Origin of the sequence: Pantoea alfalfae (genome assembly GCF_019880205.1) — a bacterium.
In the GTDB taxonomy this organism is placed as follows: domain Bacteria; phylum Pseudomonadota; class Gammaproteobacteria; order Enterobacterales; family Enterobacteriaceae; genus Pantoea; species Pantoea alfalfae.
Genome location: NZ_CP082292.1, coordinates 1,705,702 through 1,731,081, shown reverse-complemented (window position 1 = coordinate 1,731,081; position 25,380 = coordinate 1,705,702). Strand labels below are relative to the sequence as shown.

At 55.4% G+C, this 25,380-nt stretch carries 21 protein-coding genes; 3 read left to right on the top strand and 18 right to left on the bottom strand.

All coding sequences use genetic code 11. The annotated features are described in order from the left end of the window. Positions 1–112: 112 nt before the first annotated feature. The 3 genes from argS (at position 113) to K6R05_RS08015 (ending at position 4,006) form a co-directional block, all read left to right on the top strand. Entirely contained in the window at positions 113–1,843 is a 1,731-nt protein-coding gene (gene argS / locus K6R05_RS08025) for an arginine--tRNA ligase (RefSeq protein ID WP_222925368.1), read from the top strand. A 91-nt stretch (positions 1,844–1,934) separates the two neighbouring features. Then, positions 1,935–2,882, top strand: a complete 948-nt coding sequence (locus K6R05_RS08020) for a LysR family transcriptional regulator (RefSeq protein ID WP_222925367.1) — start codon at positions 1,935–1,937, stop codon at positions 2,880–2,882. 125 nt (positions 2,883–3,007) lie between these two features. Next, positions 3,008–4,006, top strand: a complete 999-nt coding sequence (locus tag K6R05_RS08015) for an aldo/keto reductase (protein ID WP_222925366.1) — start codon at positions 3,008–3,010, stop codon at positions 4,004–4,006. 61 nt (positions 4,007–4,067) lie between these two features. Here the strand turns inward: K6R05_RS08015 and flhE are convergent, their stop codons facing one another. The 18 genes from flhE to otsB form a co-directional block, all read right to left on the bottom strand. Continuing rightward, complete coding sequence (gene flhE, locus K6R05_RS08010; protein ID WP_161733153.1) at positions 4,068–4,460, bottom strand: flagellar protein FlhE; 393 nt, start codon at positions 4,458–4,460, stop codon at positions 4,068–4,070. Beyond that, positions 4,460–6,559: a flagellar biosynthesis protein FlhA gene (gene flhA / locus K6R05_RS08005; RefSeq protein WP_098050260.1), complete on the bottom strand. Its 2,100-nt coding sequence runs from the start codon at positions 6,557–6,559 to the stop codon at positions 4,460–4,462. The genes flhE and flhA overlap by 1 nt, the downstream gene beginning before the upstream one ends. Then, complete coding sequence (flhB, locus tag K6R05_RS08000; protein ID WP_161733155.1) at positions 6,552–7,703, bottom strand: flagellar biosynthesis protein FlhB; 1,152 nt, start codon at positions 7,701–7,703, stop codon at positions 6,552–6,554. Before flhB ends, flhA begins: the two co-directional genes overlap by 8 nt. A gap of 191 nt (positions 7,704–7,894) precedes the next feature. Continuing rightward, a complete protein-coding gene (cheZ, locus tag K6R05_RS07995) occupies positions 7,895–8,536 on the bottom strand; it encodes a protein phosphatase CheZ (RefSeq protein ID WP_013358224.1) in 642 nt (213 codons plus the stop codon). A 9-nt stretch (positions 8,537–8,545) separates the two neighbouring features. After that, positions 8,546–8,935: a chemotaxis response regulator CheY gene (gene cheY / locus K6R05_RS07990; protein WP_010258559.1), complete on the bottom strand. Its 390-nt coding sequence runs from the start codon at positions 8,933–8,935 to the stop codon at positions 8,546–8,548. Positions 8,936–8,974: 39 nt separating this feature from the next. Next, complete coding sequence (locus K6R05_RS07985; protein WP_150015331.1) at positions 8,975–10,024, bottom strand: protein-glutamate methylesterase/protein-glutamine glutaminase; 1,050 nt, start codon at positions 10,022–10,024, stop codon at positions 8,975–8,977. Next, positions 10,024–10,896 carry a protein-glutamate O-methyltransferase CheR gene (cheR, locus tag K6R05_RS07980; RefSeq protein WP_161733157.1) on the bottom strand — a complete coding sequence of 291 codons (873 nt, stop codon included), beginning with the start codon at positions 10,894–10,896 and terminating at the stop codon, positions 10,024–10,026. The genes K6R05_RS07985 and cheR overlap by 1 nt, the downstream gene beginning before the upstream one ends. A gap of 80 nt (positions 10,897–10,976) precedes the next feature. Beyond that, positions 10,977–12,653, bottom strand: coding sequence for a methyl-accepting chemotaxis protein (locus K6R05_RS07975; RefSeq protein ID WP_222925365.1), 1,677 nt, complete (start codon positions 12,651–12,653; stop codon positions 10,977–10,979). A gap of 105 nt (positions 12,654–12,758) precedes the next feature. Next, positions 12,759–14,321 (bottom strand): methyl-accepting chemotaxis protein, encoded by a 1,563-nt coding sequence (locus tag K6R05_RS07970; RefSeq protein WP_222925364.1) that lies wholly within the window; start codon positions 14,319–14,321, stop codon positions 12,759–12,761. A gap of 193 nt (positions 14,322–14,514) precedes the next feature. Continuing rightward, on the bottom strand, positions 14,515–16,185 hold the full coding sequence (locus K6R05_RS07965) for a methyl-accepting chemotaxis protein (RefSeq protein WP_161733163.1): 1,671 nt from the start codon (positions 16,183–16,185) through the stop codon (positions 14,515–14,517). A gap of 165 nt (positions 16,186–16,350) precedes the next feature. Next, positions 16,351–16,848 carry a chemotaxis protein CheW gene (gene cheW / locus K6R05_RS07960; RefSeq protein ID WP_150015287.1) on the bottom strand — a complete coding sequence of 166 codons (498 nt, stop codon included), beginning with the start codon at positions 16,846–16,848 and terminating at the stop codon, positions 16,351–16,353. Between the two features lie 23 nt (positions 16,849–16,871). Next, positions 16,872–18,854 carry a chemotaxis protein CheA gene (cheA, locus tag K6R05_RS07955; protein WP_222925474.1) on the bottom strand — a complete coding sequence of 661 codons (1,983 nt, stop codon included), beginning with the start codon at positions 18,852–18,854 and terminating at the stop codon, positions 16,872–16,874. Positions 18,855–18,865: 11 nt separating this feature from the next. Continuing rightward, a complete protein-coding gene (motB, locus tag K6R05_RS07950) occupies positions 18,866–19,807 on the bottom strand; it encodes a flagellar motor protein MotB (RefSeq protein WP_161733167.1) in 942 nt (313 codons plus the stop codon). Continuing rightward, positions 19,804–20,691, bottom strand: a complete 888-nt coding sequence (gene motA, locus K6R05_RS07945) for a flagellar motor stator protein MotA (protein ID WP_161733169.1) — start codon at positions 20,689–20,691, stop codon at positions 19,804–19,806. The genes motB and motA overlap by 4 nt, the downstream gene beginning before the upstream one ends. A 133-nt stretch (positions 20,692–20,824) precedes the next feature. Continuing rightward, positions 20,825–21,403, bottom strand: a complete 579-nt coding sequence (flhC, locus tag K6R05_RS07940) for a flagellar transcriptional regulator FlhC (RefSeq protein ID WP_033732951.1) — start codon at positions 21,401–21,403, stop codon at positions 20,825–20,827. Continuing rightward, the gene (gene flhD, locus K6R05_RS07935; RefSeq protein WP_161733171.1) at positions 21,400–21,753 is read right to left on the bottom strand and encodes a flagellar transcriptional regulator FlhD; all 354 of its coding nucleotides are present in this window, start codon (positions 21,751–21,753) and stop codon (positions 21,400–21,402) included. The genes flhC and flhD overlap by 4 nt, the downstream gene beginning before the upstream one ends. A gap of 1,018 nt (positions 21,754–22,771) precedes the next feature. After that, positions 22,772–24,208, bottom strand: coding sequence for an alpha,alpha-trehalose-phosphate synthase (otsA, locus tag K6R05_RS07930; protein WP_222925363.1), 1,437 nt, complete (start codon positions 24,206–24,208; stop codon positions 22,772–22,774). Continuing rightward, positions 24,205–24,993 (bottom strand): trehalose-phosphatase, encoded by a 789-nt coding sequence (gene otsB, locus K6R05_RS07925; protein ID WP_222925362.1) that lies wholly within the window; start codon positions 24,991–24,993, stop codon positions 24,205–24,207. Before otsB ends, otsA begins: the two co-directional genes overlap by 4 nt. Positions 24,994–25,380: the final 387 nt, after the last annotated feature.

The following is a 25,380-nucleotide window of genomic DNA, read 5'->3' as shown; positions in this document are numbered from 1 at the left end:
CCGTTTTGTCTGTCCTATCCGTTTCGGCCAATTCGTTACGCGATGCGCTCAGGCAAGATGATGACAGCCCGGCTTTTCATCCGGGCGTTGTTCAGCACATGAAGGTAACTCGGTGAATATTCAGGCACTTCTTTCCGCAAAAGTCAGTCAGGCAATGGTTTTAGCCGGCGCACCCGCCGATTGCGAACCGCAGGTTCGCCAGTCTGCCCGGGTTCAGTTTGGAGACTATCAGGCCAACGGCATTATGGCCGTGGCGAAAAAGCTGGGACAGGCACCGCGACAATTAGCGGAAGCGGTAATCCAGCACCTCGACCTGACCGGTATCGCCAGCAAAGTTGAAATTGCCGGACCGGGCTTCATCAATATCTTCCTCGACCACAACTGGCTGGCAAAGCATGCCCGCGAAGCGCTGAGTCTGCCGCGCCTGGGCGTGCAACTGGCCGAACCCCAGACCATTGTGGTCGACTACTCTGCGCCCAACGTTGCGAAAGAGATGCACGTGGGCCACATCCGCTCCACCATCATTGGTGATGCGGCGGTGCGCACGCTGGAGTTTCTCGGACACAAGGTGATCCGTGCGAACCACGTTGGCGACTGGGGTACGCAGTTCGGCATGCTGATTGCGTTCCTGGAAAAACAGCAGAATGAACACCACGCTGAGATGGCGCTGGCCGATCTTGAAGGCTTTTACCGTGAAGCCAAGCGCACCTACGATGAAGATCCTGAGTTTGCCGAGCGCGCGCGCAGCTATGTCGTGAAGCTCCAGAGCGGCGATGAATACTGCCGCCAGATGTGGAAGAAGCTGGTCGACATCACTATGAGTCAGAACCAGAAAATCTATGACCGTATGAACGTGACGCTGACGCGCAACGACGTCATGGGTGAAAGCCTCTATAACGATATGCTGCCTGGCATCGTCTCCGATCTGAAGCAGAAAGGCTTAGCGGTTGAGAGCGAAGGTGCGACCGTCGTGTTCCTGGATGAATTCCAGAACAAAGAAGGGGAGCCGATGGGCGTCATCATCCAGAAAAAGGATGGCGGCTACCTCTACACCACGACTGATATCGCCTGTGCGAAATACCGTTACGAAACGCTGAAAGCCGATCGGGTGCTCTACTACATCGACTCCCGTCAGCATCAGCATCTGGTTCAGGCCTGGACCATCGTGCGTAAAGCGGGTTATGTGCCGGAATCTGTGCCGCTGGAGCACCATGCGTTCGGCATGATGCTGGGCAAAGATGGCCGTCCGTTCAAAACCCGCAGCGGCGGCACCATCAAGCTCTCCGATCTGCTGGATGAAGCCTGGCAGCGTGCCTACACGCTGGTGCGTGAGAAGAATCCGGAGATGAGCGAAGCGGAAGTCAAAGCGCTGGCGGAAGTGATGGGCATCAGCGCGGTGAAATACGCTGACCTGTCAAAAAGTCGCACCACCGACTACATCTTCGACTGGGACAACATGCTGGCGTTTGAAGGCAACACGGCGCCTTACATGCAGTACGCCTACACCCGCGTGCTCTCTGTATTCCGCAAGGCAGGCATTGATGCCGATTCGCTGGATGCAGAGATCGTGATTAGCGAAGAGCGCGAAGCACAGCTGGCAACCCGCCTGCTGCAGTTCGAAGAGGTTATCACGCAGGTGGCTCGCGACGGTACGCCACACGTGATGTGTGCTTATCTCTACGATCTGGCCGGTCTGTTCTCCGGATTCTACGAGCACTGTCCGATTCTCAGCGCAGAATCAGACGCGACTCGTCTGAGCCGACTGCAGCTGGCCGCGCTGACCGCGAAGACACTGAAGCAGGGTCTGGATACGCTCGGTATCGACACCGTCGAGCGCATGTAATCGCTACAACGGAGAGGGAATTCCCTCTCCGTTGCTGACTCCTCACGTTTCCCCTGTTCTCCCTCCACTCTTTCAGCAGCAGGATGGTGCCATGTCTTTAGCCGCGCATCTCATCAGCAGCCACCTTCCCACAATTAAACAGTTACAGTGCTTTCTGGCGGTCGCGCACGAGCTTAATTTTCGCCGGGCTGCAGAACGCCTTAGCATGACGCAGCCTCCGCTCACCCGTCAGATTCAGAGTCTGGAAGATCTGCTGGGCCAGCCGCTTTTCGGGCGCACGACGCATAAGGTCACCCTGACAGATTCTGGCCACGCGCTGGTCACGAAAGCGGAAGCGATCCTGACTGCGCTGAGTGCCCTGAAGCAGGATGCGCAGCCCGCCGCGGCACGACTACGCATCGGGCTGACCCGCACGCTGAACTTTGAACTGATTTCCCCACTTAACCGGCTGCTCGCCGCTTTTCATGCCAGCGATGAGATGGAGATGCCCAGCCTCACTTCGGCTCAGCTGCTGCAGAGCCTGGCGAAAAATAGCCTGGATTTGATCCTTACCGGGGAAAAAGGTCCGGAGGCGGAAGATACCGTCCGGTATGCCTGGGTATACCGTGAGCCACTGCGGATTGCGATGCCGTCAGCACACCCCGCCAGCCTCTCTGAAAACGTTGCGCTGGAGGCGCTGGCTGACCTCCCGCTGTGCTGGTTTCCGCGCAGTGCCAATCCGCAGTTTTATGATAAATGTGAGCGCTACTTCTCCACACTCAGCGTCACGCTGAAACGGGTCAGAGAGCCAGAAGACTCCCTGCTGATGCTGGCGCACATCGCCAGAGGCAAAGGGTTCGCCCTGATGCCGCAGTCAAAATGTACCTTTCATCAGGCAGGCCTCTGTTACCGGCCACTGGCTGACGATGCAGCTAAACAGCTGGCAATTGACGTTTATGCGGCTATTCGCGCCGATGAAACCAATGCGGCAGTTGTTAATGCGCTGATCGCACTCTCGCAGCCTGATGAACCCGAAGCCCCCGCCCATCCGCGCGGCTAAGTCGCTGTACTATCCGCACCAATAGTACCTGAAGCTCGCTGATACCTTTTTTGCATGACCGAAAGAGCAATTCATTGCTTTCACGCCAGGTGAAACAATCATCTCTCACTTACGAGGAGAGACAGATGAAAAAGCGATCGTTAACTCAGGGTCTGGAGGTCAGCGCCATCGGTTATGGTGCGATGGGGCTCAGCGAATTTTATGGTCAGACCGATGACCGCCATTCCCTCCAGCTGCTCAGCCGGCTGCGTGATCTGGATATCACCTTTATCGATACTGCAGACCTTTACGGGCGCGGCCACAACGAGCAGTTGATAGGCCAGTTTCTTGCCGGATTGAGCAAAGCCGAACGGCTGAAATTCACCGTCGCCACCAAGTGTGGCATTGAGCGTCCGGCGGAGGAGGCTTATGCCCGCACTATCAATAATCAGCCCGACTACCTAACCCGCAGCTGCCATGCCTCTCTGAAACGGCTGGGCGTTGAGCGTATCGATCTCTTTTATCTGCATCGCATCAGTCCGGCGACACCGATTGAGGAGAGCATGCAGTGTCTCAGCCGTCTGGTGCAGGAGGGAAAGATTGCCCGGATTGGGCTGTGTGAAGCATCGGCTTCAACACTGAATCGGGCGCAGGCGATCCATCCGCTGGCCGCGCTGCAGACGGAGTATTCATTCTGGACGCGTGACATCGAAGAAGAGATTCTCCCTATGGTGAAAAAACTCGGTATCGGACTGGTGCCCTATTCGCCGCTGGGCAGAGGATTCCTGACGGGTAAATACCGTAAAAACAGCGATTTTGCCGAGGGTGATTTCCGCAAAAATAATGACCGTTTCCGGCAGGAAAATATCGATCACAATCTCCAGCTTCTTAACGCGGTGACGCCACTTGCTGAGAAATATCACGCCACCACCGGACAGATTGCGCTGGCGTGGTTGCTGGCACAGTATGAAAAAATTGTGCCGATACCGGGCACCAAACAGATTGCTTATCTCACTGAGAATGCGCACGCCGCGGATATCAGGCTGGAAGAGGACGACGTGCGGTTACTGAATACGATACATCAGCAGATTGAGGTCAAAGGCGGTCGCTATTCTGAGGAGGGAATGAAGGGAGTTAACGCCTGAAGACACATTGCGCACTGGCGCACCGTGCAGCGGTGCGCCAGTCAATTCAGCAACGAGACTCTTACTCGTAATTGACCATGACTTCGCTGCTCACTACCCGTAATCCCGGTGGCAGCGCCCCGCTGCCGGCAAAACCAAACACCATATGCAGGGTTTCTCCAGCGTTAAGATGTGCCAGCCCGCGCGTGGTGCCGCTGGCACCCTCAAGCGTGGTGCAGCGCTGTTCGCCGCACAGCCGCACTTCAAGGCCCGACGGCGCAGGTCTGCTCAGCTCATAACGCCAGTTAATGATGCTGACCTCCCCGCCAACATCGGCGGGTGGCGTCAGCGGCTGCGTCCGTTGCCAGCTGCCGCGATTCGCCAGCAGCGGTCCGTTGGCCGTGGCGCTCCAGGCCCCCCCGGCCGCCTGAACCAGCATCGGCAGCATGAAGAGCACCAACAGCAGCCCGCGCATTATTTGCCTCCGATGGTGGCAGTCATACGGATCTGGCGGTTGTCGCTCAGTTCCAGATTCGAGAGCACCACCAGCTGCGGCAGATTGCGGCGCAGGAACCGTGCCAGCAGCGCACGCAGCGGATGATTGACCAGCAGCACCGGTGGCGCACCCAGCATCTCCTGACGCTGCAATGCCGCCTGTGCCTGACTCAACAGCCGATCGGCCAGCCCCGGCTCCAGGCCGCCACCGCCCTGCAACGCCTGTAACAGCAGACGCTCAAGCGTGGAATCCAGCCCGATAACCTGCACTTCATCATTGCCCGGGAACCACTGCTGAGTAATTGCGCGACCCAGCGCCACACGGACTACGCTGGTCAGTTCCTGCGGATCGCTCTGTACCGGCGCATGTTCCGCCAGTGTTTCGATAATAGTGCGCATATCGCGAATCGAGACCCGCTCAACCAACAGGTTCTGCAGTACCTTATGCAGCGTGGTCAGTGAGATCACCCCCGGCACCAGATCTTCGGTCAGCTTCGGCATCTCCTGCGTCACGCGATCCAGCAGCTGCTGCGCTTCCTGACGGCCAAACAGCTCACTGGCGAACTGGCCGATCAGATGGTTAAGGTGTGTTGCCACCACGGTACTGGCTTCTACTACGGTAAAGCCCTGGATCTGCGCCTGCTCTTTCAGCGCGCTGTCGATCCAGACCGCCGCCAGGCCAAAGGCCGGATCGACAGTTGCTTCTCCCGGCAGACTGCCGGCAGCCGTGCCTGGGTTAATCGCCATCCAGCGGCCCGGATAGGCATCCCCACTGCCAATCTCCACCCCTTTCATCAGAATGCGATAGCGCGCAGGTGGCAACTCCATGTTGTCACGGATATGCACCACCGGCGGCAGGAAACCGACATCCTGCGCAACTTTCTTACGGATACTGCGGATACGGCCCAGCAGCTCGCCATTTTGCTGATGATCGACCATCGGAATCAGGCGATAGCCCACTTCCATGCCCAGCGTATCTTCCAGCTGTACATCGGTCCAGGATGCTTCAGTGGCGGCGGGCGTGTCCGCTGCCGCTTTGTTGCTGATGCTGCCAGCAACGTCCACTTTCTTCTTCGGCTGCGTTTCGCGTCCGCGCAGCCACCAGGCCAGACCCAGCAAGGCGGCGGTGAACAGCAGGAAGACGAAGTTAGGCATGCCTGGCACCAGACCCAGCAAGCCAATCACCCCGGCGCTGAGCATCAGCACGCGAGGATCCTTAAACAGCTGGGTGACCATCTGCTCGCCGACATCCTGATCGGTGGCGACGCGCGTCACGATAACACCGGCTGCGGTAGAGATAACCAGCGCCGGGATCTGCGCAACCAGGCCATCACCGATGGTCAGCAGCGTATAGGTCTCTGCGGCGTGCCCCACATCCATACCGTGCTGCACTACGCCCACCAGCAGGCCGCCGATGACGTTGATCACCATGATCATGATACCGGCGACGGCATCACCACGAACGAACTTACTCGCACCGTCCATCGAACCGTAGAAGTCCGCTTCCTGGGTCACTTCAGCACGGCGGCGTTTAGCTTCATCTTCACCGATCAGCCCGGCGTTGAGGTCGGCATCGATCGCCATCTGCTTACCAGGCATCCCGTCCAGCACAAAGCGCGCGCCCACTTCGGCGATACGACCGGCACCCTTGGTGATAACCATGAAGTTGATGATGACCAGGATGATAAACACTACGATACCGATGGCGAAGTTACCGCCCACCAGGAAGTGACCGAAGGCTTCAACGACCTGTCCTGCCGCAGCGGCACCGGTGTGCCCCTCCATCAGGATGATACGGGTTGAGGCCACGTTCAGTGCCAGACGCAGTAACGTAGAGAACAGCAGAACAGTCGGGAACGCCGCAAACTCCAAAGTCCGCTGGGTGAACATCGACACCAGCAGGATCATGATCGACAGCGCAATGTTAAAGGTGAACAGCAGATCAAGAATGAACGGCGGTAATGGCAGAACCATCATCGACAGGATCATCAGGATCAGCACCGGCCCGGCCAGCACCTGCCACTGCATATCTTTAAAGTTGCCCGGTAAACGTAGTTTTGCGGCCAGGTTATTAGCCATCGTTTTTGCTCTCTCCTGCAAAGTCCATCTCTGCCGGAACCGGCAGGTTTTTTGGTTTGGTTGGGATCAGGCCGCCTTCGCGCTTCCAGCGACGCGACTGCCAGACCCACGCCAGTACTTCTGCCACGGCAGCATAGAGCGCGCCGGGGATGTGCTGACCAATTTCGGTATGTCGGTATAACGCACGCGCCAGCGGCGGTGCTTCCAGAACCGGGATGCGGTGTTCAGCAGCCAGTTCACGAATTCTCAGGGCGATCTCGCCCGCGCCTTTCGCAACCACTTTCGGCGCGCTCATCTTCTTCTCGTTGTACTGCAATGCCACTGAGTAGTGCGTCGGGTTCGTGACGATGACATCGGCTTTTGGCACATCGGCCATCATTCGGCGGCGCGCGGCGGCGCGCATCTGCTGCCGGATGCGCCCTTTAACGTGCGGGTCACCTTCCTGCTGCTTATGCTCGTCACGGATCTCCTGCATCGACATCTTCAGCTTTTTGAAGTGGCTGTAGAGCTGCCAGAAGACGTCATATCCCACCATCGGGATCAGCCCCAGCATCACCAGCGAACAGCAGACCGCGATCATCTCCATGCCGTGAATCAGCGCGGTGACGGGCGCTTCACTGATCAGCCGCAACATTTCCGGCCAGTGACTCCAGATGTACCACCAGCCTACTGCGCCCACCAGAATGGTTTTGAGAATGCCTTTAAACAGTTCGGTCCACGCCTGTGCCGCAAACATTCGCTTAAAACCGGCCATCGGATTGAGCTTTTTCAGGTCGAACTTGATCGATTTGCCGCTGAAAATGATACCGCCAAGCAGCATGGGCGCGGCAATCGCCACCAGCACCAGCCCGCCCATCAGCGGCAGCAGCGCCATCAGTGCCTGGGTGATCAGGCTGCCGATGTGGCTGACGATAATTTTGTCATCCCTGACCATGCCGTGGTCAAAACGGAGCCCGGTGGCCACCATGGCCGCCAGCCGGTGCGCCATCATATTGCCGCCCATCCACAGGATCATGATGCCGGCCAGCAGCATCAGCAGTGACGTCAGTTCGCGCGAACGCGGAATCTGGCCCTCTTCACGCGCTTTCTCAAGTCGGTGGGCCGTGGGCGATTCTGTTTTGTCTTCGTCGCTATCTTCAGCCACGACAAACCTCGGTTGGCAGGAATTCTGAGCTTAGAATGCCAAATCTGGCTTAAGTTAAAGCGGAGATAAGATGGGGAAAACAGGCGTTCTTTCGGGGATGGGTCTGACAATGCGGAACGGGGCCACCCGAAGGTGACCCTGTTTTTGACGCCGGGAGCCGTTTTGCCCGCCCGCAGGCGGACAACACCGGATCAGAATCCTAAGCTGTCCAGCAGGTCATCAACCTGATCCTGGTTCGCCACCACACCCGGTGCATCGGCGTGGATCTGCGGACCATTCAGCAGGCTGGTGCCTTCCTGACGCTTCTCAGCGCTGACTTCTGGCATGTTCTCCAGCAGCACCATTAACAGCTGGCGCTCAATCTCCTGGATCACATCCATCATGCGCTTGATTACCTGACCAGTCAGGTCCTGGAAATCCTGTGCCATCATGATTTCAAGCAGCTGCTTGTTGGTAAAGGCGGTGTGCTCTGGCACGGCGGTGAGGAATTCGCGCGTATCCGTCACCAACTCCCGCGCATCACCCAGTTCAATCGGGTTCTCAAACCACGCATCCCAACGCCCTTTCAGCTGAGTTGCCCCGGCTTCCATCTTATCCTGATGGGGTTGTGCTGCTTCAACACAGTTCAGCGCACGGTCGGCTGCCTGCGCCGTCATTTGCACCACATAATCAAGACGATCGCGGGCATCAGGAATGGCTTCAGCTGCATCGGCAATGGCTTTATCCAGCCCCAGCTCGCGCAGACTGTCGCGCAGCATGCGCGTCAGTGAGCCAATACGTGAAATGATGTCGTGTGCCGCGGCATCCTCAGTTGGTTTCGGAAAGTCGCTCATCACATCCCCTTACATGCCCAGTTTTTCGAAAATTTTGCCCAGCTTCTCTTCCAGGGTTGCCGCAGTGAATGGCTTCACCACATATCCACTGGCTCCCGCCTGGGCGGCGGCGATAATGTTCTCTTTCTTCGCTTCCGCGGTCACCATCAGCACCGGCAGCGAACTCATCGCCGCGTCGGCACGAATAGTCTGCAGCAGCTGCAGGCCATCCATGTTTGGCATGTTCCAGTCGGAAATCACGAAGTCGAAGCCACCCGCTTTCAGTTTGCCAAGGGCATCCACACCATCTTCCGCTTCTTCTACGTTATTGAAGCCCAGCTCTTTCAGCAGGTTACGCACAATACGACGCATCGTATTGAAATCGTCTACTACCAAAAAGCGCATGTTTTTATCAGCCATATCTACTCCTGAGTTGTCTCGCCCGGCGGGACGGGCCTGTTAAATACGCAATGCCTGTCCGGCGCTAATTTTCGCCAGCATGTGCTGGCTGATGTTGCTTAAATCCACGACTTCGCTCACGCCGCCTGTGGCGATGGCCTCACGCGGCATGCCAAATACCACACAGCTGGCTTCGTTCTGGGCGATAGTCCAGGCACCTGCCCGATGCATTTCCAGCATCCCGGCGGCACCATCATTGCCCATTCCGGTAAGGATGACCCCTACCGCATTTCGTCCGGCGTACGTTGCCACCGATTTAAACAGCACATCCACTGAGGGTTTGTGCCGGTTGACCGGTGGACCTTCATTCAGTTTCACCACATAGTTGGCACCACTTCGGGCCAGCTCCATGTGCATCGCGCCTGGCGCGATATAAGCGTGCCCCGGCAGAATACGCTCACCGTCTTCGGCCTCTTTCACCGTGATCTGACACAGCTTGTTCAGACGTTCGGCAAAAGAGCGGGTAAAGCCTGGCGGCATATGCTGGGTAATCAGCAGCGCCGGACTGGTGGCCGGTAACGGCTGCAGCACGTGACGAATCGCCTCGGTGCCGCCGGTAGAGGAGCCAATCGCAATCAGCTTCTCACTACTCAGCAGTGGCCCCGCTTTCAGCGTCGCGGGCACCGGCATCGCTGCACGGTTGTGCAGGCGGGCCCGGGCCGCCGCGCGGATTTTGTCGCCAATCATCTGGCTGTAGCCCAGCATGCCTTCGCGGATGCCGAGCTGGGGTTTGGTGACGAAATCCACCGCCCCCAGTTCCAGCGCACGCAGGGTGATTTCGGAGCCTTTTCCGGTCAGCGATGAAACCATCACCACCGGCATTGGCCGTAACCGCATCAGTTTTTCCAGGAAATCGAGGCCATCCATGCGCGGCATTTCCACATCCAGCGTCAGCACCTGCGGATTGAACTGCTTGATCAAATCGCGGGCGACCAGCGGATCGGGCGCCGTAGCGACCATCTCCATATCCGGATGGCTGTTGATGATCTCGGTCATCAACTGCCGCATCAGCGCAGAGTCATCTACGCACATCACGGTGATTTTGCTCATCATCTTTCCTTCGTCAGTCCATAGACGGTTTGTCCACGCAGCCAGAACTCTTTACTGATCTGACTAAAGTTTTCTGAGTGTCCGGCGAACAGGATGCCACCCGGCTTCAGCAGCGGCACAAACCGACGCAGAATCTTCTCCTGCGTCTCTTTATCGAAATAGATCATCACATTGCGACAGAAAATTGCGTCGAACTGACCCGGCAGCGCCCAGTCGTTGGCCAGCAGGTTAAGCTGTGCGTAGGTGACGAGGTTGGTCAGCTCAGGACGCGCCCGCACCATTCCGGCGTGTGGACCGGTGCCGCGCAGGAAGAAGCGCTGCATTTGCGCGGGTGACAGCGTGCGCAGCTCTTCCTGGCGATAAACACCCGATACCGCTTTTTCCAGTACCTGGGTATCAATATCGCTGGCATGAACCTGGAACTTGCCCGGTCCGGTACCCAGCGTTTCCGCCAGTGTCATCGCGATGGAATAAGGCTCTTCGCCGGTTGACGCCGCGGTACTCCAGACGCTGAAATTGCCCTGGCGCTTACGTGCATGCTCCGCCAGAATCGGGAAGTGATGCGCTTCGCGGAAGAACGCGGTCAGGTTGGTGGTCAGGGCGTTGATAAACGCCTGCCACTCGGCACTGTTCGGATCGGACTCCAGCAGCGCCAGGTAGCGACCGAAATCATCGATATTCAGCGTACGCAGGCGACGAACCAGGCGGTTGTAGACCATCTCACGCTTGTGATCGGCCAGTACGATACCGGCACGCTGATAGATCAGCTGGCTGATACGACGAAAATGCGTATCGGAGAGCGGTAAACGCTGCACCATCTGCGACAGCAGCGTTGTCGTCTCACTTTGATCTAAAATTGTCGATTTTTTCATCTCTGCACCTGGCCCGAACTGAATATATTATTTTTCTGCTGCGATGCCCGGCGGCTAAATGGCGGCCGGGCCACGGGCGATTAAAAGGTTTCCCAGTTGTCGTCGCTGCGTACCGCAGACGAACGACCAACGGCTAACGGTGCATCTGACTGGAGCGTTTTTGTCGCCGTTGTCTTGTTAACGGCCTGAGCGACAAATTCTTTACCAATATTGAACACTGATACCGCTTGTTTTAAGTGACTTGCCTGATCTTCGAGCGCTGCAGCTGCTGCCGCTGACTCTTCAACCAGTGAGGCGTTCTGCTGCGTGACGCGATCCATCTCGGTCACCGCAAGGCCCACCTGGTCAATGCCACGGCTCTGTTCGTCTGACGCAGAGGCGATCTCGCCCATGATGTCAGTGACGCGTGTGACCGCGCTGACGATGTTGCTCATGGTGTCACCGGCGCTCTCTACCAGCACCGAGCCGGTATTAACGCGGCTAACGGAATCTTCGATGAGACCTTTAATCTCTTTGGCGGCCTGGGCGCTGCGCTGCGCCAGACTGCGTACTTCACCCGCCACCACGGCAAAGCCGCGGCCCTGCTCACCGGCACGGGCTGCTTCAACCGCCGCATTCAGTGCCAGGATGTTGGTCTGGAAGGCGATGCCGTCGATCACACTGGTGATATCGGCAATTTTCTTAGAGCTGCCCGCAATCTCTTTCATGGTGGTGACCACGCCATCCACCACTTTGCCGCCCTGCTGTGCGGTTTCAGAGGCGGTCAGCGCCAGCTTCGACGCCTGACGGGCGTTTTCGGCATTCTGCTTCACGGTCGCGGTGAGCTGCTCCATGCTGGCAGCAGTCTGCTCCAGCGAGGCGGCCTGCTGTTCGGTACGCGAAGAGAGATCGTTATTGCCGATGGAGATTTCGCTGGCACCGGTATAGATGGCTTCCGAGCCGTCACGGACGGTGCGGACAGTGCGTGCCAGCTCCTGCTGCATATGCTGCAGTGACGTCAGTAACTCACCAATTTCGTTGCGTACGGTAATCTCAACCGGCTGAGTCAGATCGCCGCGTGCGATGTGCTGAATGTGCTCAATGCTCTGACGCAGAGGACGGATCAGCACCGAGCGCATGACGTTCCACACCAGGATAATCATCAGCAACGTCACGGCCAGCGTGGCGATGACGATAGTGATGGAGCGGCTGTAAGCCTGCTGGTTGGCTTCCACACCCTGCTGTGACAGTGCTTTGTTGTTCTCAAGCCAGGCACTGTAATCTTTCTGGAACTTGTCCTGGAAACTCTGCGTTGGCTGATCCACAAAGCCTTTGAAGTTGCCGGTGGTGAAGAACACCATCAGTTCTGCCAGCGCATCGTGATAGGCCTTGTAGTTCGCCTGCAACGCCAGAACGTTTTCAGCCGTTTTGCCCTGTTCTGACAGGTTATCGTTGAAAATCTGATAGTTGACTTCAGCCTGTTTCAGCTCCTCGCCCGCCAGTGCGACCAGCTCTTTTACGCTGGCGCCCGATCCCGACATCTGCGCATCCTGCAGAAAACGGATACCGGCGCGGTTAAGGGTATTGCGCGCCTGAACCAGCGAAACCCATGAGGTGCCCATCGCCTGTTGCAACGTATTCAGACGCTGGTTGTAGGCAAAATTCTCTTTATCTGAACTGACAGTTTTGAAAAACATTCCGCCGGAAAACAGCTGCAGCAGCGCAAACAGCGCCAGCACACTCAGCAGGCCGGAAACAACGCGCACTCGACTAAACATAAACACCTCATTGGTTGGCGATTCGTGTTTATTTATCGGCGGCGTCGGGGGGAACTTTATGCGTGGCAACGGCTTTAAACCGCCACCACGCTGAAAGGCAGAAAATCAGGCGCGGGAAATTTTGAAAACCGAGACAGCCTGGGTGAGGACGCTGGCCTGCTGCTCCAGTGCGGCAGCGGCAGCGGCAGACTCCTCCACCAGCGAGGCGTTCTGCTGGGTCACGCGATCCATTTCGGTGACGGCCAGACCGACCTGCTCAATACCGCGGCTCTGCTCGTCTGATGCAGAGGCGATCTCGCCCATGATATCGGTTACGCGGGTCACGGCACCCACAATCTCATTCATGGTGCTGCCGGCGCTTTCAACCTGCAGTGAACCGCTGTTGACGCGAGACACCGAGTCCTCAATCAGGCCTTTGATCTCTTTGGCGGCCTGAGCACTGCGCTGTGCCAGGCTGCGCACTTCACCGGCCACTACCGCAAAACCGCGCCCCTGTTCCCCGGCACGCGCCGCTTCAACCGCGGCATTCAGCGCCAGGATGTTGGTCTGGAAGGCGATACCGTCGATCACGCTGATGATATCTGCGATCTTCTTCGAGCTGCCCGCAATCTCTTTCATGGTCGTCACCACGCCGTTCACCACTTTGCCGCCCTGCTGCGCGGTTTCCGAGGCGGTCAGCGCCAGCTGCGAGGCCTGACGGGCGTTGTCAGCATTCTGCTTCACCGTGGCGGTGAGCTGCTCCATGCTGGCTGCAGTCTGCTCGAGTGAGGCGGCCTGCTCTTCGGTGCGGGCTGACAGGTCGTTGTTACCGGCGGCGATTTCGCTGGCACCGGTAAAGATGGCATCAGAGCCGTCACGCACATTACCGACCGTCATCACCAGCGATTGCTGCATCTCCTGGATGCCGGCCGCCAGCTGGCTCATCTCATTGCGTCCTTCAACCACAATTGGCTGGGTCAAATCGCCGGAGGCGATAGCGCGAATCTGCGCCAGCAGCTGTTGCAGCGGCTGAATCAGAACCTGACGCAGGCCAAACCAGCACGTAATAATCACCGCGAGCACCGCAACGCCAATGATAGCCAGCAGCCACATCATCTGCTTAAAGGCTGTCTGATTCTGTTCCATACCTTTATCGGAGAGTTCGGTCTGACGCGCCCGCCATTGGTTGTAACTCTCCTGCATCGCCACCTGCTTCTGCTCAATATTCTGTTTAAACATTCCTTCCAGGTCACGCGCCTGTAAACTTTTCACCATCGCTTTCAGGCCGTTTTCGTAATTAGCGTAATCGGCTTCCAGCTTGTCGCCCATGGTTTCATCAAGGCCCGGCGTAGTTGGCAGATGGTAATAAATTTTAAAGTGGCGATCGGCTTCCGCCAGCTGCTTATTGGCTTTGGTGATCAGCTCATCAAGCTGACCGCCGTTCATCTGCGATGCCATGCTGGTCTGTAAGCGCAGCATGCCGCGGTTCAGCGTGGTACGGCTGTTATTTAATGAAATATAAGCGTCTGTCATCTCGGTGACATTGCGGTTAGAGACCTGTGACAGTGCAAAGGACTCTTTGTCTTTATTAAGCGCTGACCAGAAAAGGCTGCCAGCCACTAACTGGAGCGCGCCAAAGATAACCAGGACTGCGATTAAACTGGTCACCACTTTTATTTTTTTTAACATCTCGTTCCCCTGCAGGTTAATTTAGGTGCAGCGGCTATATCGGCGTGTTTATAGGATTAATTAACGCTTTTCAGCGCTTTCAGAAGAGAAGTGGCTTTTGTAATTAATTTTATTAGCAGGAGCTGCTGAGTTTGGCTTTAAGCAGAGGAATAAAGGGGGTGGCTGCGCATCCCACAGGATGCGCAGCTTTACATCAGAAGGTTTCCCAGTGCGTATCACTGACCGGGGCCGTCAGGGCTTTGCGCGGTGCCAGCGGCGCCGTGGCGGGCGCGGCAATCGGCAAATGCTTTGTCAGCGTCTGCCTGGCTTCACGTTTGATTTTAAAGACCGAGACTGACTGGCTTAACCGGCTGGCCTGATCTTCCAGCGAAGCGGCCGCTGCCGCGGACTCTTCCACCAGCGAGGCGTTCTGCTGGGTGACGCGATCCATCTCGGTGACGGCCTGCCCGACCTGATCGATACCGCGACTCTGCTCATCCGACGCCGAGGCGATTTCGCCCATGATATCGGTGACGCGCGTGACCGCACTGACGATATCGCTCATGGTTTCCCCGGCGGTACCGACCAGTTGCGAACCCACGCTGACGCGGTTGACTGAATCGTCGATCAGTCCTTTGATCTCTTTGGCGGCCTGGGCGCTGCGCTGCGCCAGACTACGCACCTCGCCTGCGACCACCGCAAAACCGCGCCCCTGTTCACCGGCACGCGCCGCTTCAACGGCGGCGTTGAGCGCCAGAATATTCGTCTGGAACGCGATGCCATCAATCACGCTGGTGATGTCAGCAATCTTCTTCGAACTGCCGGCGATTTCGCTCATGGTTTTCACCACGCCAGCCACCACATTACCGCCTTTTTCTGCGGTTTCGGACGCGCTGAGTGCCAGCTGTGACGCCTGGCGGGCGTTCTCGGCGTTCTGTTTCACGGTGGCGGTGAGCTGCTCCATACTGGCCGCCGTCTGCTCCAGTGATGCCGCCTGTTGTTCGGTGCGGGCGGAAAGATCATTGTTTCCGGCAGAGATCTCACTGGCACCGGTGAAAATCGCATCCGATCCGTCACGCACATTGGTCACGGTGCGGACCAGCGACTGCTGCATTTCATGCAGGCTGGCGGCGAGTTGCGTCATCTCGTTACGCCCTTCCACCGCGATCGGCTGGGTTAAATCGCCCTGGGCAATATGCTGAATGTGATTAATGCTGTTGTTGAGTGGTGTCATCACGATTTTGCGCAGGCCAAACCAGCAGAGCACGATCACGGCGATCACAACGACCATAATGGCGGCAAGAATCCACATCATACGGCTGTAAGCGTTACTGTTCTCGGCCACGCCCAGCGTGGTCAGGCGACTCTGATCGGCGCGCCATTCGCGGTAAAGCGTCAGAAACGCACTCTGGCTCGGGGCCACCGGGGCTTTTGCGGCTGCGGCCATATCATTGACCTGCAGCGCACTCTGCAGGCTGTTCAGCGCGCCCGCATAATCACTGAAGCGCTGGTCAAGCTGATTGTTAAGCTGCTCATCCTGCCCTGGGGTATCTGGCGTCTCTTTGAACGTCTTGTAGAAACCCGCTGCAGCCTGCTGGAAACGCTGACTTTCCTCAAACAGCGAGGCGATATCGGCCGTTTTACCTTCCAGTTTACTGGTGGCGATACGCAGCTGAATGCGGGTCAGCAACACACGACTCTGGTTAAGGCTCATATAGGCGTCATTAAGCGCCTGGGTGTTTTGCATCGCCAGCTGCGACACGGCAAAGCTCTGCTTGTCGTGGCTTAATGCGGAGTAGAAAACAGAACCGGAGAAGGCCTGTAACAGCCCGAACACCAGCAACACCAGTAGCAGGCTGGTGACCACACGGATTTTCGTTAACATGAGTAACCCTGAAAAATGTAGGTAATTTAAAAGTGACAGTGAGATTATCGGCAGGTGACAGCAGGAAATTAGGGGGAAGTGCGGTTTTAAATATATGAATTCAAACGAAACCATTACATATTGTAACTATCACGGACCAGCCGAAGCCAGCCCGTGATGATGCAATTACGCGGTACGCAGGTTATCCACCAGCGCCATCTCGTCGCTGCTCAGCAGCTTCTCAATGTCGACCAGAATCAGCATGCGCTCGCCCAGCGCACCCAGACCAGTCAGGTACTCGGTAGACATGGTTACCGCGAACTCTGGTGAAGGACGGATCTGATCCTGGGTCAGTGACAGCACGTCAGAAACGCCATCGACCACGATACCGACCACGCGATTTTCCAGATTCAGCACGATGACCACGGTGTTGTCATTGTACTCAACGTCAGGCTGCGCAAACTTTACGCGCAGATCGATAATCGGCACGATTACGCCGCGCAGGTTCGTGACGCCGCGGATGAATTCAGGGGTATTCGCAATACGCGTTACCTGATCGTAACCGCGAATTTCCTGAACTTTGAGGATATCGATGCCGTACTCTTCGTCGCCCAGCGTGAAGACCAGAAACTCCTGACCCACAGTTTCGCCAGCAATTTTTGTCACGGTTGCCATTCCATTCATGTTATTTACCCTTTCGTTATCTGTCAGGCGGCAGCGCCGGCCACACGTTTTTCGCGGTTAAGTGACTGCAGTGCTGATACATCAACAATCAGCGCTACGCTACCATCGCCAAGAATGGTCGCGGCGGAGATGCCCGGCACTTTGCGATAGTTACTTTCCAGGTTCTTCACCACCACCTGATGCTGACCAATCAGCTGATCGACCAGCAGCGCGTAACGTTTGCCCGCGCTCTGCAGGATCACCACGATGCCCTGCGTGGCCTCGGTTTTGGCACCCTGTACATCAAAGACGTTCCACAACTCGACCAGTGGCAGATATTCACCACGCACTTCCAGCACGCACTCGCCTCCCGCCAGCGGTTTCAGCTCTTCGGCACGCGGTTGCAGTGATTCCATCACCGCATTCAGCGGCAGAATAAAGACTTCATCAGCCACGCGAACAGACATGCCATCAAGGATGGCCAGCGTCAGTGGCAGCAGGATACGAATAGTGGTGCCTTTGCCCTGCTTCGAGGCGATTTCAACGTGACCGCCCATCTCCTGAATATTTCGTTTCACCACGTCCATTCCGACGCCGCGTCCTGAAACATCCGTCACCTGCTCCGCCGTAGAGAAGCCCGGTGCGAAGATCAGCATGCCGACCTCTTCGTCGCTCATGTTCTCGTGAACCGGCAGGCCCGATGACAGGGCTTTAGCCAGAATACGTTCACGGTTCAGGCCGGCACCATCATCTGACACTTCGATACAGATGTTGCCGCCCTGGTGTTCCGCGGAAAGCGTCAGGTTACCCGTGGCCACTTTACCGGCCACCAGACGTTTCTCGGGGGTTTCGATACCGTGGTCAAGACTGTTACGCACCAGGTGCGTTAATGGATCGATGATACGCTCAATCAGGCTCTTATCGAGTTCGGTGGAGCTGCCCAGCAGGGTCAGTTCGACCTCTTTGCCGAGTTTGCTCGCCAGGTCACGCACCAGACGCGGGAAGCGGCTGAAGACATATTCCATTGGCATCATACGAATCGACATCACCGATTCCTGCAGGTCGCGGGCGTTACGTTCCAGCTGCCCCATGCTGTTTAGCAGGTCGCCGTGCGCCACCGGGTCGAGTTCACCGGAACGCTGGGCAAGCATTGACTGGGTAATGACCAGTTCACCCACCAGGTTGATCAGCTGATCGACCTTCTCTACCGCAACACGGATGCTGGTCGATTCGCTCGACTTGGCCGGTGCCGCGACGCGCTTACTTTCACGCTTCACCGCTGCCACGGGCAGTTCGGTAACGCTGGCGGTGTGAACCTCTTCTGCCTCGGGTGCGGAGGCTACAACAGCAGCAACCGGCGCGGCAACGGCTTCGTCAGCCTCCGGGAAACGGATCTGCGCTTCGTCGATGACGAAGCAAAGCACCGCCACGATGTCATCTTTACCGACGCCATCAATGCAGACGTCCAGCGTGGTGCTGCCCTTCTGCACATTGGTCAGGGTGCCGAGATTGCTCATCTCTTCCAGCATCAGGTCGACTTCTTTCTCTTTGAGGTCGATCAGCTGTACCCGCAGGCCGCTGGTGCTGGCGGGTTCTGCGCTGGCAGTGGTTACCGTAGCCGGAACATCAACCGGCAGACCTTTGGCCTCGAGCGCCAGCTGGCGCAGCGCTTCACAGATATATTTGAAGCTCTCCGCGTTAGGCTCCTGCGCGGTTTTATAAGCATCGAGCTGTTCCTGCATAATATCTTTGGTTTCCAAAAACAGGTTGATGATGTCGGTGCTGAGCTGCATCTCGCCGCGACGAGCACCATCCAGAATGTTTTCCAGGATATGAGTCGTTTCCTGTAATACCGTAAAACCAAAGGTTCCGGCCCCACCCTTAATGGAGTGAGCGGCACGGAAGATGGCGTTAAGCTGTTCCGAATCTGGCTCCTGCGGGTCCAGGCCCAACAGGTGTTGTTCCATATCCGCTAACAGCTCATCGGCTTCATCAAAAAACGTCTGGTAAAAATCGCTGATGTCCATACTCACGGGAATCACCTCGGCTGTGAGGGGGCTGCTGTATTCACCGCGCTGCCTGGTGTTGCAGGTGCGGTAATCTGTTCAATGGCCGCCGGATCGCTGATCTGGACGGCATCACTTTCTGCGTTCTCTTTTTCTATTGCTGCTTCGGTGTCGTGGTTCAACACCAGCAGGCTGATGCGGCGATTAACTGCGTCGTTACCGCCACGATTTTTCAGGCGCATGGTGTCGGCCATACCTAACACCCGTAAAACTTTGCCGCTATCCAGGCCGCCCATCACCAGTTCCCGGCGTGAAGCGTTAGCGCGGTCGGTAGAGAGTTCCCAGTTGCTGTAGCCCTTGTCACCGCTGGCATACTGAAAATCATCGGTATGTCCGGCCAGGCTGATGCGGTTCGGAATATCGTTAAGGATCGGCGCGATGGCACGCAGAATATCGCGCATATAAGGCTCCACCTCCGCCCGACCGGTCTTAAACATCGGGCGATTCTGGCTATCGATAATCTGAATACGCAGCCCCTCTTCCACCATGTTGATGATCAGATGCGGCCGCAGCGCTTTCAGACGCGGATCCGCTTCAATCATCTGGTCGAGCTTTTCACGCAGCCGGTTAAGGCGAATCTCATCCAGCTTGCGTTTCTGGGCGTCCATATCGACGACTTTGTTCACTTCGCCAATCTTTTTGGTCGGATCGTCACCGCCGCCAGGGATCGGGCTATCGCTGTCGCTGCTGCGCGCGCCGCCGGTAATTGCGACTTTAAGCGGCGTTTTGAAGTAGTCCGCAATCTGCACCAGCTCCTGCGGGTTGGCGATCGACAGCAGCCACATCACCATAAAAAAGGCCATCATCGCCGTCATAAAGTCGGCGTAGGCAATCTTCCACGATCCGTGGCTGCCTTCATGGCCTTTATGTTTGCGCTTTTTGATCAGCACAATTGGGCGATTGCCGTGTTTCATGAAGCCTCGTCTGAAGTCTGTTTAGCCGGGTTCTTAGCGTTACGTACATGCTCTTCCAGTTCGCTGAACGATGGGCGCTCGGCGGAGTAGAGCGTCTTACGACCAAACTCCACTGCAATCTGCGGCGCATATCCGTTCAGGCTCGACAGCAATGTCACCTTGATGCACTGCATCATCTTGGTGGTTTCTGCACATTTCTGACGCAGTACTGACGCCAGTGGAGAAACGAATCCGTAGGCCAGTAAAATGCCAAGGAAGGTTCCCACCATCGCATGGGCCACCAGCGCACCGAGTTCAGCAGCCGGACGGTCGGCTGAAGCCAGCGCATGGACCACGCCCATTACCGCGGCGACGATACCGAATGCCGGAAGACCATCGCCTACTGCAGAAATACTTTGCGCTGGTACGTCACACTCGTGTTCGTAAGTCTCAATCTCTTCATCCATCAACGCTTCGATTTCAAAGGCGTTCATGTTGCCGCTGACCATCAGGCGCAAATAGTCAGTAATAAAATCTACTAACTGTTTATCGGCAAGGATGCGGGGATAATTAGCAAAAATTTCACTCTGACTGGGATCTTCAATATCGCGTTCCAGCGATAACATCCCCTGCTGACGCGACTTCGCCATCAGGCGATAAAGCAGCGCCATCAAATCCATGTAAACGGCTTTGTTGTATTTGGAGCCGCGAAATAACTTTGGCAGCGCCTTCAGCGTTTTTTTAATCGACTTGCCATTGTTACCGACTAAAAAAGCACCGGCACCGGCACCGCCGATCATTAATAATTCGGCTGGCTGATAAAGCGCGCCCAGATGGCCACCTACCAGCGCATATCCGCCCAACACGGAGCCTAAAACAATCAGGTAACCTATAATTATCAGCACAAAAAAATCCTTACGTCCGTAACGTGTTGGTGGAAATTTAGCCAGAGAGCAGCAGGTGTTATTCCTGAACCGCAAGCAAAAAAAAAGCAGCGGTATTAACCGCTGCTGGATGGCTTCCACAATGCGAACAAACTTAAACGGCGTGTTTAACCTGTTCATCCAGCAGTTGTGGAAACATATCGGCAGGTTCTGCAGAAAGTTTACGTCTTTTTACGGCACGTGATGGCGGCTGGCACAGGCTGCAGGTAAAGCTCCCAACCGGCTGATGCGCATGATTAATAAAGCTGCCGTTGCAGCATTTGCAATCCGCCAGCTCCAGCATACCGCTATCAACGAATCGGACCAGGGTCCAGGCACGAGTCAGCGCCAACAGCGGGCCCTCGTCCGATTGAGGACACTGTTCAAGATACAGGCGGTAGGCTTTGATTACGGCATCTACACCGCTGCACAGGCCAGTTTTCAGTAAAAATTTCCAGGCGTTACAGAACATAGAAGCATGAATGTTCTGCTCCCATGTCATAAACCAGTCCGTGGAGAACGGCAGCATGCCTTTTGGCGGCGGACTGCCACGTAATTCTTTATAGAGCTTGATCAGACGACCACGGCTCAGCTGAGTTTCACTCTCTAACATCTGTAAGCGCGCACCTAAAGTGATGAGCTCCATAGCGAGCTGAATATCACGTGCTTCCTGAACGATACTTTTCTCACTCATGACATTGCTCTCTTTTTAGCAGGCGCTTCATCTTTAGACGCATTACGCAGTAAACGGCTCGATAATAAAATGCCGGTGTGGATTTGTTGTAAATCATCCACGCGTGATTCCTGCGTCAGGCGATTAATAGTGCTGCTATCGGTAAAACGGAAGTGGCAAACCAGCTGATTGGTTTCCGCCATTTTCACCATCTCAGGCAATGTTAATTCAGATAATGCGTTCGCCATCTTCTCGTCAATGCCGAGGCGAAACATTGCAGAAGCTTTATCCTGGTTAATTAAACGCTGCGCGAGCAGTAAATAAGACAAGTTGAGATCATAAATATGTTTCAGTACTTCAGAGTTGCCCATTATTTTTCCATCCTGAGAGATGCGACGTAACTGTATCGCAGATTAAAATCTGCGGTTCGAGCTGCTGTTTGTTAAATCAAAAGATGGCAAAAAAAACTTCACATAATTTTAATGTCACTGTTTTTCGCCTTCTATTTTCGCGGGTTTCAGACCCACTGAAGGTCGAAAATCCATGCCATTCTATTTTCAAGTTCCGGACATCTTCCGTGACGTCTTCTTACATTTTTTAGGACTATTCCGAAAACAACGCAAATCTATATCGTCTGATTTCGACATACAACGACAGCCGGATGAAATTTTAGATAAAGTGTGACGCAGATCACACTTTTAACGCAAATTTCTTCAGCAATCCTTTACGATTGCTTACTGACTGGTCGTTTTTTGAACAAAAAAGTGTGTTTTTAAGTCCAATTCGTCCTGAGAAAGGTTTAATAGGGGGTAAAAGCATCGCTATTCGTCGCTTTGCGCAGTCCGGAATGATTATCGGGTGTTAATCGTTTTAACACCCTATTTAGAACCACCTAAACGAAGGTTATCAGGATATTATGCTGGTAAGGTGGGGCGTTATTTGCTGTTAAATTAGTTACTTAAGGGGAGTGTCGCAGGGTGTGAGTAATGAAATCGTTAAGGTTTCTACGGCAGTAAGGGGGGATTCTGGCAACCTGGTGTTAACAGCGACAGCGGGACGTTCAGGCTCCGAAACCCAATGTAACAAGGGGTTACATAAGAAAGACGAATGAATTAACGGCAGGTTATGCGTTGGCACTATCACTATCGGCAGTCTGAAGAAGAACTTTAGCAAAGTAGCTAAAGAAAGCGGCAGGCAGTGGTATGACAGGGTTTTCGGGGGTCATTGCATAGATCCGGCCACACTCAGCCGCTACTGAGGTCATCGGCACAAAATCGCAACGCAGAGTCGTTAACAGATAGCGGGCGAGTTTTCTGTGAGCTGGGCTTAAAAAAAAGCAGCGATACCGTCATAGTATCGCTGCTTCCATTATTGCCCTAAAGGCTCAGGTCAGGCGAGTTTCGGGAAGGTCGCCACCTTATTAACGGTACTGTGGTCAACACTGCGTGGGTCAATGCGCTCAAGGTCCTTCAGGAAGCTCTCACGCCAGGCGGTAATGTCGTTTTTGCGCAGTACCGCCATCATATCGTTGTAGCGTGAAATCCTTTCGGTACGCGGCATGGTAATCGCCTTATCCAGCGCAGCGGCCACTTCATCGCGGTCATACGGGTTCACTATCAGCGCTGAGGTCAGTTCGTTGGCGGCGCCGGCAAAGCGCGACAACACCAGTACACCCGGATCGTCCGGGTCTTGCGCTGCGACATACTCTTTCGCGACCAGGTTCATGCCGTCACGCAGCGGCGTCACCAGCCCCACATCGGTCAGCCGGAAGATCTTCATCAGCAGACGACGGTCGAAATGCTGGTTGAGATAGTAGAGCGGGGTCCAGCCCAGCGTACCGTACTTACCGTTGATGCGCCCTGCTTCAGTCTCCAGCTGATGACGGATGTCCTGATAGGCCTGCACATCGCCACGTGAGGTGGGTGCGATCTGCGAATAGCGGATCTTACCGCGATGCTCCGGGAAGTTCTCCAGCAGCGCTTCATAAGCAAGAAAACGCTCAGGCAGACCTTTGGAATAGTCGAGACGTTCACAGGCAATAATGTTGCGTGCATCGCCCAGCTCTTTCTTCATAGCCGCCATTTTTGGCGGTAGCGGCCCTTCTGCCATCTCTTTAATACTGTCTGGCTCAATCCCGATGGGATAAACCTCAGTCATAAAGGTGTTGCCAAACGCGCGATGCTTTTTGTCGCCTTTATTCTGTAGCTGCGTAAGCTGACTGACGCTGTCCAGGAACGCCACCCGATCGGATTCAGTCTGGAAGCCCAGCAGGTCATATTCACACAGCATTTCCAGCAGCTCTTTGTGCGGAGGCAATGCGTTGAAGATTTCAGGCGTCGGGAATGGAATATGCAGGAAGAAACCGATGCGGTTATTAATACCGGCCCGACGCAGTGCGGCGGCAAAAGGTAAAAAGTGATAATCGTGGATCCAGACAATATCATCAGGCTTGATCAGTGGTTTTAAACGCTGCGCCACCGAATCATTGACGTCGCAATACCCTTCCCACGCTTCACGCTGGAACTGTACCAGGTCGAGGCGGTAATGGAAGGCGGGCCAGATAACTGTATTAGAGAACTGGCAATAATAGAGATCGTAATCGTTCTGACTCAGCGGGAACGAGGCATACTCGATACCCTCATGCTCCTGAACCTTAACGTCTTCAACGTCTTCGCCTGTGAACTCGCTGATTTCACCGTTCCAGCCAAACCACATTCCACCGGTGCTTTTCAATGCATCGAGAATGCCGACGGCCAGGCCACCAGCGCTGGTTTTAGACCCATCTGGCATGGCGACACGGTTAGATACAACCACTAAACGACTCATAACCTAAACTCCTTACCGACGTTGTCTTGATCTAATAGTAATAATGTTTTTTCCAGCCAGCCGTAAACGTCATCGACATCGTTGAGTCGATAATTGGCCTGGCTTGCCCCTTCGCCGACTTTAACTGAGACGCCCTGTCGTTCATTAACGGCCAGAAAGCCCTTCTCATCCGTCAGATCGTCGCCAATAAAGACTGGCGTACGCCCGGCAAAAGGGGGCTGCTGCATAAAGTCGCTGATTGCCGCGCCTTTATCGATGCCTGCAGGTTTAATCTCAACGACACATTTCCCTGGCTGAAGCGCCAGTCCCGGGAAACGCTTCACTGACTGTTCAGCCAGTCGCAACACATCCTGCTCATGCTGCATCGCCTGGCGGTAATGAAGTGCAAAGGCCATGCCTTTCACCTCAAGCTGAGTGCCAGGCCAGCAAGCCATCGCATCCTGCAATTCCTTCCTGAGATTTTGTTCAACCTCAACAGGCAGGCTGATGCGCTGCACATTACCCTCTGCATCACGACGCTCAGCACCATGCACGCCCGCCGCCGGGCCGTGCCACGGCGCAGCCAGCGCATCCAGTTGTTCGATGGGTCTGCCGGAGACCAGCGCCAGTGCGCCCTGAGAAAGCGCAGAGAGCTGTTGAAGTTGTGCGATGACCTGCTCAGGAATAAATACCGCTTCGGGACGGGACTGTATCGCTGCCAGCGTGCCGTCGACATCAAAAAAGAAGGCGTACTGCCCGCTGCTTAATGTCGGGTACCTGGCATGGGTGTCTGCCGCTTGGGTCACGTTACTTCTCCTGAAAATCAAATTTAACAAAACATTGAGTTAAAACAAGAATGTCCTGACGCAGTCAGGTCAGCAAGCGGGAAATTCTGATAAAGCGGTGATTGAGGGGTAAAACGCGGTGATTGGATAGGTCACTCTCCTCAAACTTGCAAGCGCATTGCTGACAATACTGGCTAACTGAGAACATCTTCACAATAAGTGTAGTCATTAACAGGGGTTATGCCAGAAATATGCACTTTTCATGCCAGCCGCTGCGGTTAAGTCAGCAGAAAAGCGCCATTCACATCTGTTCCTTTTTTAATAATCGTAGCGGTATCGGTCCGCATCAGGCTGGAGTGATGCTGGTTACTCACCCGGAACAAATGACATTCTTCAAAGCTTAAGTTT